This is a genomic window from Micromonospora sp. WMMD1128 (assembly GCF_027497235.1).
Classification (GTDB): domain Bacteria; phylum Actinomycetota; class Actinomycetes; order Mycobacteriales; family Micromonosporaceae; genus Micromonospora.
Genome location: NZ_CP114902.1, coordinates 1,034,459 through 1,050,975 on the forward strand (window position 1 = coordinate 1,034,459; position 16,517 = coordinate 1,050,975).

Sequence of the window (16,517 nt, forward strand, 5' to 3'; positions counted from 1 at the left end):
CGCGTCCGTCGCCGATCCGGCGACGGACGAACCCGAAACTTCCGCGTGGGCGGGTCAGGAGTGCGGGCAGGTGTCCCGGTACTCCTGGATGGCGCTGCCCCGGGGTGCCGGGCAGAGGAACTGCTCGTAGCGGGTGTCGTCGTCGACGAACCGCTTGAGCCAGGAGATGCTGTACTTCGCGATGGTCACGTTCGGCGAGGTCGGCGCCGAGTGGCCGGCGGCGTTCAACTCCAGGTACGCCTTGTCGAGGCTGGCCGGCAGGCTGGTGTAGAACGGCTCCGAGTGCGACGAGACCGGGGCCGTGGTGTCGTTCTCGGCGCCGATGACAAGCGTCGGCACGCGCACCGACGACCAGTTCTTCACGGTGTGCCAGCCGGTCAGCGGGATCGCCGCCTGGAGGCTCGGCCGGGCGGCTGCCGCCGAGAGGCTGCCGCCGCCGCCCATCGAGTGTCCCATCACGGCGAGCCGGTTCCGGTCCACCCGGGTACGCACCGAGCTGCTGTTGGCCAGGTAGTCCACGGCGGCCAGGAGCTGGGTGCCCCGGCTGGCCGGCTGGTCGTAGACGGAGAGCGAGTCGATGGTGATGACCACGAAGCCCTGGGAGGCCAGGCGCGGTCCGAGCCAGGCGACCGCGGACTGGCTGGAGGTGAAGCCGGGGGAGACGGCCACCGCGCCGAAGGTCCCCTCGGCGGTGCTGGTCGGGTAGTAGATCGTCCCGCCCCGGAAGCCGCTCACGCTCGACGCGGCGACAGTGGTCTGGGCGATGGCGAACGGGCCGCGGGTGGCCTCGATGCTCGCCACGGTGGGCGCGGGGCCCCGCTGGTAGGGGTTCGCGGCAAGTGCCGTGGCGGGCGCGCCGTCGCGGGCCCCGGCCGGCGCCACGGGCAGCGCGGCGAGGCCGGCGGCGGTCAGCGCCAGCGCGAGCAGCGGGCGCAGGGCGCGCGGTAGGCGGCGGCGCGTCGGCCGGGTCGGGGGTGGGATGCTCTGCGAGTCGGGTACGGGTTGCACGGCACGCTCCCTGGGGTGGTGGTTGCGGCGACATCAATCGGGGTCGATCGATTTGTCAATCGTCCGCGCCCCCGCGCCGGCCGGGCAATCCCGATCCGGTCATGCCAGCCGGGTATGGCCGGGCCGCCGCCGCCGGCCGGACGTGTCGTCCGGCCGACCGACCGCCGAACGGGCAGGATGGTGGCCATGGCCGAGCCGCACGACCTGACCGCGCTGGAACAGGCCGCCGCCATCCGTCGAGGCGAACTGTCCAGCCTGGAACTCGTCGAGCACCACCTGCGCCGGGTCGACGCGCTCGGCGACACCGTCGGCGCGTTCGTCACCGTCACCGCCGACCGGGCCCGGGCCGCCGCCCGGGCCGCCGACGCCGTCCCCGCCCCGGAGCGCGGGCCGCTGCACGGGGTGCCGACCGCGATCAAGGACCTGACGCTCACCGCCGGGGTGCGGACCACGTTCGGCTCGGCCGCCTTCGCCGACTTCGTCCCGCCCGTCGACGCCGACGTGGTGCGCTTCCTGGCCGACGCCGGGCTGGTCAGCCTCGGCAAGACCACCACCTCCGAGCTGGGCTGCTCGCTCTACTCCGAAGGGCGGGTCGCGCCGCCGGCCCGCAACCCGTGGGACCCGGCGTACACCGCCGGCGGGTCCAGCGGCGGCGCGGCGGCCACGGTGGCCGCCGGCCTGGCCCCGGTGGCGCAGGGCTCCGACGGCGGCGGTTCGCTGCGCATCCCGGCCGCGCTCTGCGGCCTGGTCGGCCACAAACCCAGCCGGGGGCTGGTCTCCGGCGGCCCGCTCGGCTTCGGCGCGTTCGGGCTGCCCACCAACGGGCCGCTCGGCCGCACCGTCGCCGACGTGGCGGCGCTGCTCGACGTGCTGGCGCAGCCGGTGCCCGGCGAGCCGTACCTGCCGCCCGCCACACCCGCCGGCGGCCATCTCGGCGCCGCCCGCCGCGCCGACCCCGGCCGGCTACGGATCGGCCGCTTCACCACACCGATGCTCGCCGACGAGCCGGTCCACCCCGACTGCGTCGCCGCCGTCGACCGGGCCGCCGCGCTGCTCGCCGACGCCGGCCACGAGGTGGTCGACGTCCCCGCACCGCTCGGCCCCGAGGTGTGGCCGATGTTCGAAACCGTCTGGTACGCGCTGGCGCTCGCCCCGGTGCCCGCCGGCCGGGAGGGCGAACTGCTGCCACTGACCCGCCTCCTGCGCGAGCGCGGAGCGGCGATCGGCGCCGGCCGGCTGATGGCCGCGCTCGGCGAGCTACAGGCCCAGGTGCGCCGCGGCGTACGCCGTACCGCCGGCTGTGACCTGCTGCTCTGTCCCACACTCGCGGCGCCGCAGGCGCGGGTCGGCGCGTTCGCCGCGCTCGACCCGGCGGAGGATTTCGACAGGCAGCGGCGCTTCTCGCCGTACTGCGCCGTCTTCAACGTCACCGGCGATCCGTCCGTTTCGCTGCCGGTCGGCCGGACCGCCGAGGGCCTGCCGGTCGGGGTGCTGCTCACCGGCCGGTACGGCGACGACGCCACATTGATCGCCACAGCCGCGCAACTGGAGCACCGCTGTGGCGGATGGGATCAGCACCCCGCAATCTGGCGGGCCGTCGACTCCGCTAACGTGAACAGCACAAGCGAGGTCGGGCACGGCCCGTCGTGACCGTCCACCCGACCCGGAACATTCCTGGTCTCTTTCCGCCTGGGGGCGTTGGGATTGTCTGTTACCGAGACGTTGGTGTTCTTCGCCGGCATCCCGCTCGCCGCGGTGCTGCTGATCGCCGGCCTGGCGGCGGCCGGCAGCCGTGGCCACGGTGGCGGCGCCAAGCGCTACCGGCCGGGCCGGCCCTTCGACTTCACTCCGGTGTGGTTCCTCGGCCGCCCGGAGCAGTTGGCCGACTCGGCCGGCGCCGCGCTGACCGCCGGCGCCCAGGCGCCGGCGCTGACCAGCCGCAAGCAGGAGCAGGCCGGCCGGGAGGCGCCGGCCGGTGGAACCGGAGGCGCAAGTGACCGTTGGTGAAGCGCGGCCCACGACGGGGGCGGACACTCCGCCCGACGTGCTGGACGGGCCGTTCTCGACCCGGCAACTGCTCCGCATCGACGAGGCGCTCCGCCTGGCCGACCAGGGCACCGGCCTGATCTTCTCGATCTACGTGGGCGGCCTCGACGAGCCGGTCCGGGAGCACGCCGAGCGGCTGCACCGGCAGCTCGCCGAGCCGGACAAGTCGGTGCTGATCGCGATCTCACCCAACCAGCGGCAGTTGGAGATCGTCACCGGCAAGTACGCGCGCAAGCGCATCCCCGACACGTACGCCAAACTGGCCGCGCTCTCCATGGTGGCCGCCTTCGGCGGCGGCGACCTGGCCGGCGGCGTCATCCAGGGCCTCGACCAGCTCGCCAGCCACGCCGGCAAGGGCTGATCACCGGGCCGCACACCGACGAAGCCCGGCCCGCGTACGTGCGGGCCGGGCTTTCTCGCGCGCTCAGCGGGGCCAGGCGGACGGATCGAGCCGCATCGGCCATGGCTCGTCGAGCTGCACCGGATCGTCCGGCCCGAGAGTCCCGACCAGGTCGTAGTGCACGCCCTTCACCAAGTGGTAGCGGTAAACGACCGGGCCGAAGTCCCCCTGCTCGACCCGCCAGTAGTGCGAGATGCCAGCCTCGGCGTAGAGCGCGGGTTTGGTAAAACGATCATGCCGCCGGCTGTTGGGCGACTCCACCTCGACAACCAGCGCAACGTTCGTCGGTTCTGCCCACATCTGTTTCCGAGGTGCATCCGGCTTGAGTACGGTGATGTCCGGAATCAAGTTGCCCTCCGGCACTCGTACTCCGATCTCGCGAATCACCCGCCAACCCTCCGGGGCAACCTGTCGCAAGGCCATCCGGATATCGTCCGCGATCTCGTGGTGCTCCGGCAGGGCCGGTGGGGTCACGTGCAGGCTCCCGTCGATGATCTCGTAGTGGTTTCCGTCCTCCGGAAGGTCGGACAGATCGTCTTCCTGCCACGGCCGCTCCGGTGGGCGCCACTCGTGGGTCGGTTGTGCCATCACGTCCACCTCCTCCGTACACGATAAACGGCCGGGGCCGGCGCGGGCCTGCGCCCACGCCGGCCCCGGCCGGCGTACCCCCGATCAGGCGCTGCGGGCGTCCCGCTCGCGGGCCTTCAGCGCGCGGACCACGCCGTCGCGGCCCTCGGCCACCAGACGGCGCAGCGACGCCGGCCGGCCGTCCCGGGCCAGCCACCCGTCAGTGGCCGCGACCGTGTCCTCGTCGACCAGGTACGACGGGTAGGCGAGCTGCACGAACTCCTGCGCCGGCTCGCTGTCCCGCTGCGCCCAGACCTGATCCACCGCGTCGAAGTAACGCTCCCGGTAGGGCGCGGTCAGCTCCACCTGCGCCGGGTGGGTCAAGCCCTGCAACAGCGCCCGGTTGCGCCAGTTGGGCAGCGCCTCCGGGCCGGTGAGCTGTGCCCACACCGCCGCCTTGTTCGCCTCGGTCGGCACCAGCGCGTACGCGTACGCGGCCTCCCGCTCGCCGCTCGCGGTGCGGTCGTTGGCCAGCTCGGCGTCCACCTCGGCGGCCCCGGCCGCGCCGTTGGCGACGAGCGACTGCAACACGGTCCAGCGCAGCTCGGTGTCGACGGTCAACCCGCCCGGCACCCCGCTGCCGTCCAGCCAGCCGCGCAACGTCGCCAGGTCCTCGCTGGAACGGGCCGACGAGGCGTACGCCCGGGCCCAGGCGAGCTGGAACCCGCTGCCCGGCTCGGCCGCGGCGAGCGCCGTCCGCGCGGTACGGGCCACGTCGGCCCAGCCGGTCGGCGCCCACGCCGGGTCGGCGTAGAAGGTGAGCGCGGTGGTCGCCTGCCGCAACGTGGCGGTCACCAGGTTGATGTCGGTCTCGGCGGTCAGTCCGGCCAACACCAGCGCCACGTAGTCGCGCGCCGACAGCTCGGCGTCGCGGGTCATGTCCCAGGCGGCCGTCCAGCACAACGCCCGGGCCAGCGACGAGTCGAAGCCGGCGATGTGCTGCACCACCGTCGACATGGACCGCTCGTCCAGCCGCAGCTTGGTGTAGGTGAGATCCTCGTCGTTGAGCAGCAGCACGTCCGCGGCGGGCTTGCCGTGCAGCGCGGACAACTCGGTCAGCTCGCCGGTCACGTCCACCTCGACCAGTTCCCGGCGGACCAGCCGGCCGTCGGTCAGGTCGTAGAGGCCCACGCCGATCCGGTGGGTGCGCAGCGTCGGGTGCCCGGCCGGCGCCTCCTGCCGGACCACCACCCGCTCGTACGCGCCGTCCGCGTCGACGGTCACCTCTGGGCGCAGCGTGTTGACCTGCGCGGTCTCCAACCACTGGGCGGCGAACTTGCGCAGCTCCCGGCCGGAGGCCGCCTCCAGCTCGGAGAGCAGGTCGTCGAAGGTGGCGTTGCCCCAGGCGTGCTTGCCGAAGTAGGCCCGCAGACCGGCCACGAACGGCTCCTCGCCCACGTACGCGACGAGCTGCTTGAGCACGCTGGCGCCCTTGGCGTACGTGATGCCGTCGAAGTTGACCTCGACGGCCTCCAGGTCCGGCATCTCACAGTAGACCGGGTGCGTGGAGGAGAGCTGGTCCTGCCGGTAACCCCAGTTCTTCCGGATGGACAGGAACGTCGTCCAGGCGTCGGTGAAGCGGGTGGCGTGCGTGTTGCACCAGTGGCTGGCCCACTCGGCGAACGACTCGTTCAACCACAGGTCGTTCCACCAACGCATGGTGACCAGGTCACCGAACCACATGTGCGCCAGCTCGTGCAGGATCGTGTTGGCGCGCTGCTCGTACTCGAAGTCGGTGACCTGCGAACGGAAGATGTAGTGCGACTCGGCGTGCGTGACGCAGCCGAAGTTCTCCATCGCGCCGGCGTTGAAGTCCGGCACCCAGAGCTGGTCGTACTTGGGCAGCGGGTAGCGCACGCCGAACTTCTCCTGGAAGAAGTCGAAGCCCTGCGTGGTGATCAGGTGCAGCTCGTCCGCGTCCATGTGGGGCGCCATGCTGGCCCGGCAGAAGTAGCCCATGTCGATGCCGTCGTGGGTGTGCCGCACCTCGTGGTACGGCCCGGCGCAGAGCGCGGTGATGTAGGTGCTCATCCGCTCCGACACGGCGAAGTGCAGCGTCTTCAGGCCCTCACCGGCGGCCTCCTCACGGGCCACCGGCATGTTCGACACGACCTTCCAGTGGTCGGCGACGGTGGCGTGCCAGGTGTAGACGCTCTTCAGGTCCGGCTGGTCGAAGCAGGCGAAGACCCGCTGCGCGTCGGCGGTCTCGAACTGGCTGTAGAGGTAGGTCTCGCCGTCCACCGGGTCGACCGTGCGATGTAGGCCCTGCCCGCTGTTCGAGTAGCCGAAGTCGGCGTCGACCACGAGGACGTTCTCGGCCGCGAGACCGGTAAGCGTGAGGCCCTTCTCGGCGGACCAGCCGGACAGGTCGACCGCCTCGCCGTTGAGCGTGGCCGCACGCACCGAGTCGGCCGCCGCCTCGATGAAGGTGGTCGCTCCCGGCTCGGCGCAGCGGAACCGGACCTCGGTCACCGAACGGAACGTGCGACCGGTGGGCTGCACCGCGGTCGACAGGTCAAGGCTGATGTCGTACCCGGTCACCTCGAGCAGGCGGGCCCGCTCGGTCGCCTCGACCTGGGTCAGGTTGCGCACTCCCGGCACTGTTCGTCTCCATCCCACTCGTCTCGCCGCGCCCCGCGGCACCGGTCTCTGCCGGGTCCGCTCGTGACGGCCCGCCGAGAACCGAGTCTTCCATGCACGCACCGCATTCGGTGGTCGAGGTCACGCTCTCATTCCGCTACCGGTCGATGCGGCGCGGGGTGAGGATCGGAAGGTGAAGGCGTCGGAGTTCCGGCGCCGTGCAGGCGTCGGGGTTCCGGCGCGGAAAAGACGTGAAGGGACGACACCGTGACCGAACGTGTCACCGCGGACATGTGGTTCGACCCGCTGTGTCCGTGGGCGTGGATCACCTCCCGCTGGCTGCTCGAGGTCGAGCAGGTCCGGGACGTGGACATCCGCTACCACGTGATGAGCCTGGCCGTGCTCAACGAGGGCCGGGACCTGCCGGAGGAATACCAGGAACTGATGCGCAAGGGCTGGGGCCCGGTGCGGGTGTGCGTCGCCGTCGAGCAGGCGCACGGCGCCGAGACGCTGGCGAAGCTCTACACCGCGATGGGCACCCGGATCCACCTCGGCAAGGAGGAGTTGGGCCGGGACATGCTGGTGGGCGCGCTCACCGACGTCGGGCTCGACCCGGCGCTCGCCGACGCCGCCGAGTCGACTGAGTACGACGACGCGCTGCGGGCCAGCCACGAGGCCGGCATGCGCCCGGTCGGCACCGAGGTGGGCACCCCCGTGGTCCACGCTCCGGGTCCGGACGGCAGCGGGACCGTCGCCTTCTTCGGCCCGGTGATCACCCCGGCGCCGAAGGGCGAGGCGGCCGGCCGCCTGTGGGACGGCGTCCTCCTGGTCTCCGCCACGCCCGGCTTCTACGAGCTCAAGCGCACCCGCACCCAGCCCCCCATCTTCGACTGAGGTGTAAGGAGGGGCCCCCGCTTAACGCCTCCGGTATAGGAGGGGGCCCCGCTTAACACCCCCGCTCAAGGCGCCGCGCCGCGCGCCGAGCCCCGTGCCGCCCGTCACCGGGCCGGTGCGGGGCTCGTTTCACCGGGTGTTCCAGCCGGCGGCCCGACCGTGGCCGCGCCACGGCAGCTCCGGGAGGCGTACTCATGGGTAAGCATCGCCGTCTGTCCGACGACGCGCCGCCGTCGGCGGCCGAGGACTCCGGTGCGACGTACTGGTCGGTGGCCGAGGGTGGCTGGCCCTCCGGCGCGCCCGAGCTGGCCGACCTGCTGGCCCCGCCGATCGTGGTCGGCGTGGCCCGGGTGGCGGCCACCTCCCGGGTGCACCCGGCCGCCGTCGGGGCGACGACGGTACGCCTCCACGCCGGCTCCCGCGCGACCGTGCCGGTCCGCCGCTCGCCCGCCGTCGGCCGGCACCGCAACGTCACCGCATGAGTCGCCCGATTGTTAAGCGGGGCCCCCTCCTCTACCGGAGGCGTTAAGCGGGGCCCCCGCCTTTCACTCAGTGAGAGGGGGTGAGTCCGGCGGCGAGGGCGGGGCGGGCGCGGGTAGCGTCAGCGGGCATGACGGTCGTGCATCCGATCGCCCGGGCCTGGATCACCACTGGCGGCACCGGCGCGCAGAACTACGACGAGTTCGCCGACGACGCGGAGATCACCGCCATCGTCGAGGCGAACCCGCACAGTGCCCTCGGCATCGAGATGCCCCACCGGGCGCCGGGCAGCCTCGGGAGTTCGTTCCTCGAGGCGCTCCCGGACGCGGTGGACCGCCTCACCGAGGCGAAGGCGGACGGCAGCTACACCCCGGCCGAGCAGGTCGTGGTGCTCTACCGGATCAGCGCGCCGGGGGAGGAGAGCGCGTACGGGCTGTGGGCGATGGTCGACACCGACCAGATCTCCACCCGCGCCGACGAGCCCGGCCTGGTGATCCGCAACGAGGACGTGTTCATCGCCAAGGTGCGGGAGCGCGTCGCGTTGGCCGAGGCGCTCGGTCACCTGCTCTCGCCCGTACTCCTGCTCCAGACCGGGCGCGGCGACGAGCTGCACGCGGCGCTCGCGGCGGCCACCGAGGCGGCCGGCGCTCCCGCCGCGACCGACCTGGACCAGTCCGGCCGTACCCACGCGATCTGGCTGGTCGGCCCGGGCCCGGCGCAGGACGAGCTGACCGCGTTGGCCGGCGGCGGCGAGCTGGTGGTCGCGGACGGCAACCACCGCAGCCTGGCCGCGCAGACCGGCGGTTTCCCGCGCTTCCTCTCGGTGATCACCACGCCTGCGTCGGTCGCCATCCAGCCTTACAACCGGCTGGTCAGCGAGCTGACCACCACCCCGGACGAGCTGCTCGACCGGCTCCGCGCCGCGGGCGCCGAGGTCACCCCGGCCGCCGGCCCGGTCGAGGTCCCGGCCACCGGCGGCACCGTGCACCTCCACCTCGCCAGCGGTGGGTACGCGGTGACGCTGCCGCACACCGGCGACGACCGGTTGGAGAACCTCGACCACGCGCTCGTCGAGCGGTTGCTGCTGCGTGAGGCGTTGGGCCTCGACCCGGGCGACAAGCGGATCACGTACGTGGGCGGCGACTACCCGGCGAGCTGGCTCACCGGCGAGGTCGACGCCGGCCGGGCCGAGCTGGCCGTGCTGGTGGCGCCGGTGACCGTGGACGACTTCGTCGCGGTCAACCTGGCCCGGGAGAAGATGCCGCGTAAGAGCACCTGGTTCACCCCGAAGGCACGGGCCGGCCTGGTGGTGGCCGAGATCCCCCGTTGATCGGCGTGTGACGAATCCGCCTCCGGGCCGCTGCCCGGGCACCGGCTCGGAGGCGGGCCTGTCAGACTGCGCGGTATGCGCGTCTACCTGGGATCCGACCACGCCGGTTTCGAGCTGAAGGTGCACCTGGCCAATCACCTGGCCAAACAGGGCTACGAGGTGGTGGACGTGGGTCCGCGCACCTTCGACCCGGACGACGACTACCCGGCGTTCTGCCTGCACACCGGCGATCGGGTGGTCGGCGATCCGGGCAGCCTCGGCGTGGTGATCGGCGGTTCCGGCAACGGCGAGCAGATCGCCGCGAACAAGGTGGCCGGGGTCCGGGCGGCGCTGGCCTGGAACGTCGACACCGCGCAGCTCTCCCGGGAGCACAACGACGCCAACGTCATCGCGATCGGGGCGCGGCAGCACACGCTCGACGAGGCCACCGCCCTGGTCGAGGCGTTCCTGACCACCGCGTTCTCCGGCAACCCCCGGCACAGTCGGCGGATCGCCCAGGTGGCCGACTACGAGAAGAGCCGCCGGCTGCCCGAGTTGCCCGCCTGACGGGTCGCGTCCGGGGCGGCGCGTCGGTCAGCGTCCGCTGCGGGGCAGTTCCTCGCGCGGCACCCAGTTGCGGCGGACCAGCACCACTCGCTGTTCCGCCTCGGCGAGGTCGTCCTCGCTGGGACGGGCGGCGTCCCGGGCCCGCATCGCGGCGGTCACGCTCACCTGCGACGATCCCGAGCCGACGAGGCCACGCAGTCCGCGTTCCCCCTCGTCGGCGGACGGTGCGCCACGTCGGCCCCGGTGCTCCGGCTCCGACTCGGCGCGTCGAGCGAAGCGTGGTGCCCGGACGCCGTCATCCGATGGCTCGGGCTCGCCGCGTCGGACGCCGCGCCCGGGGCGGGGCGCGACGTCGTCGTGCACCGCGGCCGTGCTCGCGCTCATCTCCCCGGCGTTCACGCCGGCGTCGGGGGGACCGCTCATGTTCCGGGCGCTGGTGTCGGGGGGGCCGCTCGTCCGGGCGCTGGCGCTGGTGTCGGGGGGACCGCTCATCTCCCCGGCGCTGACGCTGGCGTCGGCGGGACCGCTCGCCTCGCCGTGATGCCGCAGCCGCCGTCGCCGTCGCTCTGCCTCACCCACCCCCCGACCGTACCGCCCCCACCGTCCACTTTCCCGCCCCCGCCCGTCCATCCCGCGCCGGCTCTCGCCGGTCGATCATGAGGTGGGCTGGGATAATCCAGACGAGGTGCCACAACTCCTAGATCGCCGCGTGCAGGCCGAGATCTTGGAGGGAAACGGCCCCTGGAGGGGCGCTTAGCTTCCAAGATCTCTCCGGCTCCTGATATGGGAGATGGATTGTCCACCATATGGGACGGGTGCAGTGGGTGGAACGCCATGGGTGGCCCCAGGCCGTTCAGACACCCATGACGTGCCGGCCGCGCCCACGTATAAGCCCGACGAGCAGGCCCGCAGCCACTCAGAAGACCTCCATGGGGGCGGGGGCGCGGTGCCAGGGGAAGGCCGCGGTCAGGGCGGTGAGCGTGTCCGGGTGCAGCTCGCGGACCCGGCCGGCGGCGGCCAGCGCGGCCGGGGTGACGCCGCCCAGATATAGCTCACCGAGCGCACGGACGTCGCAGGCCAGCCCGGCCGGCGCGGTGGTGGCCGTGCATTCCGCGCCGGCCGGGCCGCCGACCAGCCGCCACCGCCCGCTGTTCTCCGGCAGCAGTTCGTCGGTGACCTCGATCACCACGTCGACGTCGGCGGCGTAGCGGCGGGCGGCGAGCGCGGCCGGCACGTCCACCACCCGCACCCAGAGCGCGTCGGCGAGTTGCGGGGCGAGCTGCCGGGGCTCGTCCACCAGGCGCAGCAGCGGCTCGTCCACGGCGGCGGTCGGGAAGGACAACCGCCGGGTCAGGTCGACCGAGAGCAGCAGCCGCCACAGCGCCAGGGACGCCTCCGGGGTGACCGCCACCACCTCGTCGACCCGCACCTCGCCCCGGGGGACGTCGCCGCTCCACCCTTCCTTCGTCCGGTAGAGCGCGTACCCGTCGAGCCCGTCCGGGCCGTCGTGCAACAGCACCCGGCGTTCGGTGGCACCGTCCCGCCGGCTCTTCACGTCCGCCAGGACGTACGCCCACCAGCGTTCGTCCCGGCGGGACCAGCCGGGACGGTCGGCGCGTGCCCGCTCGTACAGCCGGGCCAGCTCGTGCCGGTGCGTGGCCGGTCGATCCAGGCGAAGCGTGCCCTCGGCGGGCGTCGGGGCGGGCAGCCGCAGCCCGGTGGTGTCGGCGGTCAGCATCAGTCGCTGCGCCGCCGAGCCGTAGCCGAAGCGGGGGTAGATGCGGCCCTCGCTGGCCCAGAGCACCGCGACCGGCTCGCGGCCGGCGTCGCGGATGTCGCGTAGCTGCCGCCGCATCAGCCCGGTGAGCAGGCCGCGCCGGCGGTGCGTGGGCGCGACCGCGACCATTGAGACGTGCGCGGCCGGCACGGTCGACCCGGGCACGGTCAGGTCGCGGCCGAACGCGGCGGCGTGCGCGACCGGGGCCCCGCCGTCGCGGACCAGCAGCGAGCGTTCCGGCTCGAAGATCGGGCGTTCGACCTCCTGCACCTCCGGGTCGATCTCGCCGTGGAAGGCCAGGGCCAGCAGCGCGGCGATCTCGTCGAAGTCCTCGGCCCGGGGCACCACCGCGTCGGTCATCGCACGTGTCTACCCCACCACCGTGGGGGTCGGCACCCTATTTGCGGGGTGGCTACCCTCGGAACCGAGGCCGACGTCGGTCGAGGGGGAGGACGGAAGATGGCGGACCAGACACAACCGTGGGCGGAACGCACCGTGGAGGTGCCGCCCCAGCCGGACGTGGCACCCGGGCAGCGGGACGCGTTCCAGCGCGGGGTGGCGGCGGTCGGTCAGCCGCGTACGCCCCGAACCGAGCCCTTCCCCACGGTGGAGCACGGCGACTGGGCCGGTGAGTCGGCGCCGCGCCGGTCGATGAGCTGGCACCTCGCGCAGGCCCGTCGGGGCGGGGAGTGGAGTGCCGCCGGCGCTCTGTTCGCGTTCGTCTGCTGGGGCATCTGGGCGATCTCCGGCCGGGGGAATCTGATCGCGCCGCTGCTCACGTTCGTGCTGAGCCTGCTCACCGCGGTCGGGGTGTTCGCGCTGGTGCGGCTGCTCGGCCGGCTGATCCTGGAACGGCAACTCGGCCGGGTGCGCCGCAGCGCCCGCGGCGCGCACATGATCACCGCGTTGTTCCTGGCCGGCGTCGGCGTGGCCTATCTTCAGCAGACCGAGTGGGTGGTCTCGGCCTGGAACTGGGTCACCGGCAACTGAGCCGCGTGGCGGCGGGCGGGTCGGCGTGGTGCCGCCCGCCCGCGCGCCCGGTCGCGGTACGCCGCGACGCCGGCCGTCACTCCACCAGGACGGCGCTGGCATTACCCGGCCCGGCCCGGTTCATCCGTCGCCCATCGGGGTGAGCGGCGCTCCGCGAACTCACGGGCGGCGTCGCCCACTCCCGCTCAAGCTCACATTCGGTCACCGCCGGGTCGGTCACCCGGCGAACCGGTACAGCCGGAACTCCTTCTCCGCGCCGCACACCAGCATCTCGGTGTTCCACGAGCAGGACTCGCTGCGGATCTGCGTCACCTTCCCCATCTCGTACGGCTTGCCGTCCACCGCGAGCCCGGCCAGGACGCGGTCGTCCTCGTAGCCGCTCGGCTCCTTGTCGAACAGCAGCAGGTTGCCGGCGTCCAGCCGGACCGCCACGCCGTCGCGGTCGCGCAACCTGACCGTGCCGTCCGGCGTGAACAGCGTCACCGCGTCCCGTGGGGTGTCCCGTTCGGCGAGCAGGTGGTCGCCGAGCGGGACCAGCCGCCGCGTCCGTGGCGCCGGCCAGTGCCGACTGTCCTCGCCCTCGGTGGCCACCACCACCCGGGCGTCGTCCGCGCCGGCGCTCGGCACCTCCAGCAGGCAGGCACGGTGCTCGCCGCAGCTGACAAGCGCCTGCGCCCGGCTGCCGGCCTCGGTCGCCTCGTACAGCACGTCGGGCACGCCGAGCGCGCCGAGATCGTAGGACACGAGCCGCAGGCTCCGGCCGCTCTCCGCCACGTACAACCGGTCGTCGCGGGCGGCCACCGGGTCGTCGAGGTCGGCCACGTTGCCCCGGCTGCGCAGGATCTTCCCGTCCGTCATGGCGAGCACCCGCACCGAGCGGTCCGCGCCGACCTGCACCAGCCGGTCCGCGTTGCCGGACCAGGGCGCGCGCGGCGAGCCGTCCGCGTATGCCGCGCCGTCGAGCGCCGCGCCGGTGCCGACCGGCACCACCACGGTGCGCGTGTCGCCGTACTCGCTGCGTGGGTTGTCCCGCGTCCACCGCGGCCGGCCGTCGTCCAGCCGCAGCCCGACCAGCCGGTTGCCGGCGCGGTCCACCCAGACCAGCGTGTCGGCCCCGGGCAGGATTTCGTCGTCGCCGTGGATGTCGACGGCCCACCGCTGCGCACCGCTGCCGCCGTCGAGCACCAGCAGGGGCCGGGGCGTGCTGGAACCGGAGGCGTCGGCGACGACGGCGACCCCGTCGGGCAGCGCCCGGATCCCGGCCCACCGGTCGGCGCTCGCCGGGGTCGGCTTCTCCCAGATCTTCCGACCGGTGGCCGGGTCCACGGCGACCACGTTCAGCCGGTCGTCCGGCAGCGACCAGGCCAGGTAGGCGCGGTCGGCAAGCATCGCGGTGAACATCCCGTCCGGCCGCTCGTCACCCGCGGCGATGCTCCCGACCAGCTCCGGCGAGTGGAAGTCGAGCGCCGGGTGCCGGTCCCGGAACACCCAGAGCAGCGTCGCGGCGACCAGGCCGACCACGGTCAGGCCGGCGCCCAGCGCGATCCAGCGACCGCGCCGGCTGCGTCCCGGTCGGCCACCGCCGGCCGGCGGCGCGCCAGCCGGCGATCCGGGCCCGCCGGGACCGGCCGGCGAGGAGGGCCAACCCGGGGGTACGCCGGGCGCGGCGTACGCCGACGCGTCGGAACCGGGCGGCGGGGCAGCAGGGTACGCGTGCCCTCGCGCGTATGCGGCTGGGATGGGTGCGGGTGGTGCGGAGGTCGGGGCGTACCCGGGCGGGGTGGGGCCGGGTGGTGCGGAGGTCGGGGCGTACCCGGGCGGGGTGGGACGGGCCGGGTCGGCGACGAGCGTGCCGTGCGGGCCGCCGGGCGCGGTGGTCGCCGCGTCGGCGGCCGTGCCGTGCGGGCCGAACGCCGCGGCCCGGTCCTCCCGGGTCGGGCCGGGCGTCGCGTGGGCCACTGTCGTCCCCCCTCCGGCGGGGTCGGCCACCGTGTCGGCCGCGGCGGCGTGCGCCGGTGGTCCTTCGGGTTCCGCCGGCGGGCGCACGGGTTGCGCCGGCGCGGCGGGCCGACCGGCCCGGCGGGGCAGCGGCAGGTCGGTGAGCGCCCCCTCGGCGACCGGCAGTTCCGGCTGTTCCAGCACGGTCGGCGCGATGCCCAGCTCGGCGTGGAGCAACCGGGCCACGAGCGGCACCCGGGTCGACCCGCCGACCAGGAAGAGGCCGGAGAGCTGTTCCGGGCGCAGACCGGCGGCGGCGGTCACGTTCCGGGTCTCGGCGACGGCGCGCGCGAGCAGCGGCGCGGCGAGGCGCTCGAAGTCCGTCCGGGTCAGCGGGAACGCCGCCTCGACCCCCGGTACGGCCACCGGCGCGACCGTGGCCCGGGAGAGCATCTCCTTCGCGCCGCGCACGTTGTCCCAGAGCTGCTGCCGGTCCCGCCGGTCGGCGGTGGCCGCCGGCTCGGCCAACCGGGCCCACTGCCGGGGGTGGGCCGGCCGCACCAGCTCACCGAGCCGTCCGAGCAGGGCCGCGTCCAGGTCGAGGCCGCCGAGGTCGGCGAGCCCGCCGGTGGCGACGAGGTGGAAGCCGGAGTCGCCCCACGGGTCGGCGCCCTCGTTGCGCAGCACGGCGATGTCGAGCGTGCCGCCGCCGAAGTCGAACACCGCCACCGCGCCGCCCACCGGCACCGGCCGGCGCAGCACCTGGGTGTAGTAGCGGGCCGCCGCCACCGGCTCGCGCAGCAGGCGGGTGCCGGGCGTGATCGGACCGGCGAGCGTGTGTTCGGCCGCCGCCGGCCAGCCGGCGAGTTCCAGCGCGTCGTGCAGGACCTGGCGCCGGGGCGGGTCCCAGGCCGCCGGGTGGGTCACCACCGCCGGGGGCAGCAGGCCGACCGACGCCACCGCCGCGTCCGCGACCGCCCGCAGCGCCGCGGCCAGCAGCTCCGCCGGCCGGTACGCCCGCCCGGCCAGCTCGACCGTCGGCTCGTCGATCCGGCGCTTCGGGTTCGGCTCGTAACCGACCGGGTCGGCCTGGGCCAGCCGCTGGGCGTCCCGCCCGACGTGCAGGTGGCCGTCGGTGTCGGCGTACACCCCGGACGGCAGGATCGGCTGCCCGTCCACGAGCACCGGCCGGGTGGTCCCGTCCGGCCGGCGCAGCACCGCCACGGTGTTCGAGGTGCCGAGGTCCACGCCCAGGGCGAAACCGTCCCGCTGGCCTGACATCCTTCGCTACCTCCACCGACGTGGGCTTGTCCGGTCCCGCATCGTACGCAGCCCGCGCCGCCGCGCTCCCCGGCCCGCGCCCCGGGCGGGAGATCGGAGATCGGGTCGTCGGAGTCGAAGCCGGTGGTCACGGCTGTCGTGTTGCCGACCCGGGCACCGCACCGACCGACCCAGCTATGGCTGTTTGCCCCGTTATGCGCGTCCTCGGCGGCGTTCCGGGACTGGGCCGGGCCGATACCCTTTCCGTCTATACGTGGGCCACCCAGACACGGAGGTAGTTCGTGGACGACGGCACCGTCCTGATGGATGAGTACGGCGTTTCCCTGTCGACCGCGATCGGGCTGCTCCGCGCCGAGCTCACGGAGGCCCTGGCCGACGGCGCCGACTCCCAGATCCGGTTCGCCGTCGACTCGATCGAGCTTGAGCTGGAGTTGGTGGTCGACGCCGCCCGCGACGCTTCCGGCAAGCTGACGCTGTGGCGTGTGCTGTCGGCCGGCGGTGGGCGCAAGCACACGAACACGGCCACCCATCGGATGACCCTCACCCTCAAGCCGAGGGACACCCTGCTACCGGCATCGGGGGAGACCCTCATCGGCGACGACAGCTGAGCCGACCGGGGG

The 16,517-nt window shown here is 73.8% G+C and carries 15 protein-coding genes; 9 read left to right on the forward strand and 6 right to left on the reverse strand.

All coding sequences use genetic code 11. The features are described 5' to 3' along the window. Positions 1-54 precede the first annotated feature (54 nt). Entirely contained in the window at positions 55-1,008 is a 954-nt protein-coding gene (locus tag O7602_RS05060; RefSeq protein WP_281587057.1) for a dienelactone hydrolase family protein, read from the reverse strand. 186 nt (positions 1,009-1,194) lie between these two features. Here O7602_RS05060 and O7602_RS05065 point away from each other — a divergent pair, with 186 nt between their 5' ends. The 3 genes from O7602_RS05065 to O7602_RS05075 all read left to right on the forward strand — a co-directional run bounded on the left by O7602_RS05065 (position 1,195) and on the right by O7602_RS05075 (position 3,415). After that, positions 1,195-2,658, forward strand: coding sequence for an amidase (locus tag O7602_RS05065; protein WP_281587058.1), 1,464 nt, complete (start codon positions 1,195-1,197; stop codon positions 2,656-2,658). 72 nt (positions 2,659-2,730) lie between these two features. After that, positions 2,731-3,015, forward strand: a complete 285-nt coding sequence (locus O7602_RS05070) for a hypothetical protein (protein ID WP_281590124.1) — start codon at positions 2,731-2,733, stop codon at positions 3,013-3,015. Further along, positions 3,002-3,415 carry a DUF5130 family protein gene (locus O7602_RS05075; RefSeq protein WP_281587059.1) on the forward strand — a complete coding sequence of 138 codons (414 nt, stop codon included), beginning with the start codon at positions 3,002-3,004 and terminating at the stop codon, positions 3,413-3,415. Before O7602_RS05070 ends, O7602_RS05075 begins: the two co-directional genes overlap by 14 nt. A 63-nt stretch (positions 3,416-3,478) precedes the next feature. Here the strand turns inward: O7602_RS05075 and O7602_RS05080 are convergent, their stop codons facing one another. Together O7602_RS05080 and pepN are read right to left on the reverse strand one after the other, a co-directional pair. Then, positions 3,479-4,042 carry a Uma2 family endonuclease gene (locus O7602_RS05080; RefSeq protein WP_281587060.1) on the reverse strand — a complete coding sequence of 188 codons (564 nt, stop codon included), beginning with the start codon at positions 4,040-4,042 and terminating at the stop codon, positions 3,479-3,481. Positions 4,043-4,126: 84 nt separating this feature from the next. Continuing rightward, positions 4,127-6,673, reverse strand: a complete 2,547-nt coding sequence (gene pepN / locus O7602_RS05085) for an aminopeptidase N (protein ID WP_281587061.1) — start codon at positions 6,671-6,673, stop codon at positions 4,127-4,129. 255 nt (positions 6,674-6,928) lie between these two features. Between pepN and O7602_RS05090 the strand changes: the two genes are divergently transcribed. The 4 genes from O7602_RS05090 (at position 6,929) to O7602_RS05105 (ending at position 9,911) form a co-directional block, all read left to right on the forward strand. Continuing rightward, entirely contained in the window at positions 6,929-7,555 is a 627-nt protein-coding gene (locus O7602_RS05090) for a DsbA family protein (protein ID WP_281587062.1), read from the forward strand. 194 nt (positions 7,556-7,749) lie between these two features. Then, entirely contained in the window at positions 7,750-8,037 is a 288-nt protein-coding gene (locus O7602_RS05095) for a hypothetical protein (RefSeq protein ID WP_281587063.1), read from the forward strand. Positions 8,038-8,165: 128 nt separating this feature from the next. After that, complete coding sequence (locus O7602_RS05100; protein WP_281587064.1) at positions 8,166-9,365, forward strand: DUF1015 family protein; 1,200 nt, start codon at positions 8,166-8,168, stop codon at positions 9,363-9,365. 75 nt (positions 9,366-9,440) lie between these two features. Next, positions 9,441-9,911, forward strand: a complete 471-nt coding sequence (locus tag O7602_RS05105; RefSeq protein ID WP_281587065.1) for a ribose-5-phosphate isomerase — start codon at positions 9,441-9,443, stop codon at positions 9,909-9,911. A gap of 27 nt (positions 9,912-9,938) precedes the next feature. On the opposite strand, the gene O7602_RS30955 is transcribed toward O7602_RS05105, so the two are convergent. Continuing rightward, complete coding sequence (locus O7602_RS30955; protein ID WP_348651325.1) at positions 9,939-10,274, reverse strand: hypothetical protein; 336 nt, start codon at positions 10,272-10,274, stop codon at positions 9,939-9,941. A gap of 553 nt (positions 10,275-10,827) precedes the next feature. Continuing rightward, positions 10,828-12,048, reverse strand: a complete 1,221-nt coding sequence (locus tag O7602_RS05115; RefSeq protein WP_281587066.1) for a GNAT family N-acetyltransferase — start codon at positions 12,046-12,048, stop codon at positions 10,828-10,830. A 99-nt stretch (positions 12,049-12,147) separates the two neighbouring features. On the opposite strand from O7602_RS05115, the gene O7602_RS05120 reads away from it, so the two are divergent. Next, entirely contained in the window at positions 12,148-12,678 is a 531-nt protein-coding gene (locus tag O7602_RS05120; RefSeq protein WP_281587067.1) for a hypothetical protein, read from the forward strand. 216 nt (positions 12,679-12,894) lie between these two features. On the opposite strand, the gene O7602_RS05125 is transcribed toward O7602_RS05120, so the two are convergent. After that, positions 12,895-15,897, reverse strand: coding sequence for an Hsp70 family protein (locus O7602_RS05125; protein ID WP_281587068.1), 3,003 nt, complete (start codon positions 15,895-15,897; stop codon positions 12,895-12,897). 281 nt (positions 15,898-16,178) lie between these two features. On the opposite strand from O7602_RS05125, the gene O7602_RS05130 reads away from it, so the two are divergent. Further along, positions 16,179-16,505 (forward strand): trypco2 family protein, encoded by a 327-nt coding sequence (locus tag O7602_RS05130; protein WP_281587069.1) that lies wholly within the window; start codon positions 16,179-16,181, stop codon positions 16,503-16,505. Positions 16,506-16,517 lie beyond the last annotated feature (12 nt).

Coding starts and splice junctions, on each gene's coding strand:
- O7602_RS05080 (WP_281587060.1), bottom strand. CDS start 4,042: ATGGCACAACCGACCCACGAGTGGCGCCCACCGGAGCGGCCGTGGCAG.
- O7602_RS05095 (WP_281587063.1), top strand. CDS start 7,750: ATGGGTAAGCATCGCCGTCTGTCCGACGACGCGCCGCCGTCGGCGGCC.
- O7602_RS05105 (WP_281587065.1), top strand. CDS start 9,441: ATGCGCGTCTACCTGGGATCCGACCACGCCGGTTTCGAGCTGAAGGTG.
- O7602_RS05125 (WP_281587068.1), bottom strand. CDS start 15,897: ATGTCAGGCCAGCGGGACGGTTTCGCCCTGGGCGTGGACCTCGGCACC.
- O7602_RS05100 (WP_281587064.1), top strand. CDS start 8,166: ATGACGGTCGTGCATCCGATCGCCCGGGCCTGGATCACCACTGGCGGC.
- O7602_RS05115 (WP_281587066.1), bottom strand. CDS start 12,048: ATGACCGACGCGGTGGTGCCCCGGGCCGAGGACTTCGACGAGATCGCC.
- O7602_RS05120 (WP_281587067.1), top strand. CDS start 12,148: ATGGCGGACCAGACACAACCGTGGGCGGAACGCACCGTGGAGGTGCCG.
- O7602_RS05065 (WP_281587058.1), top strand. CDS start 1,195: ATGGCCGAGCCGCACGACCTGACCGCGCTGGAACAGGCCGCCGCCATC.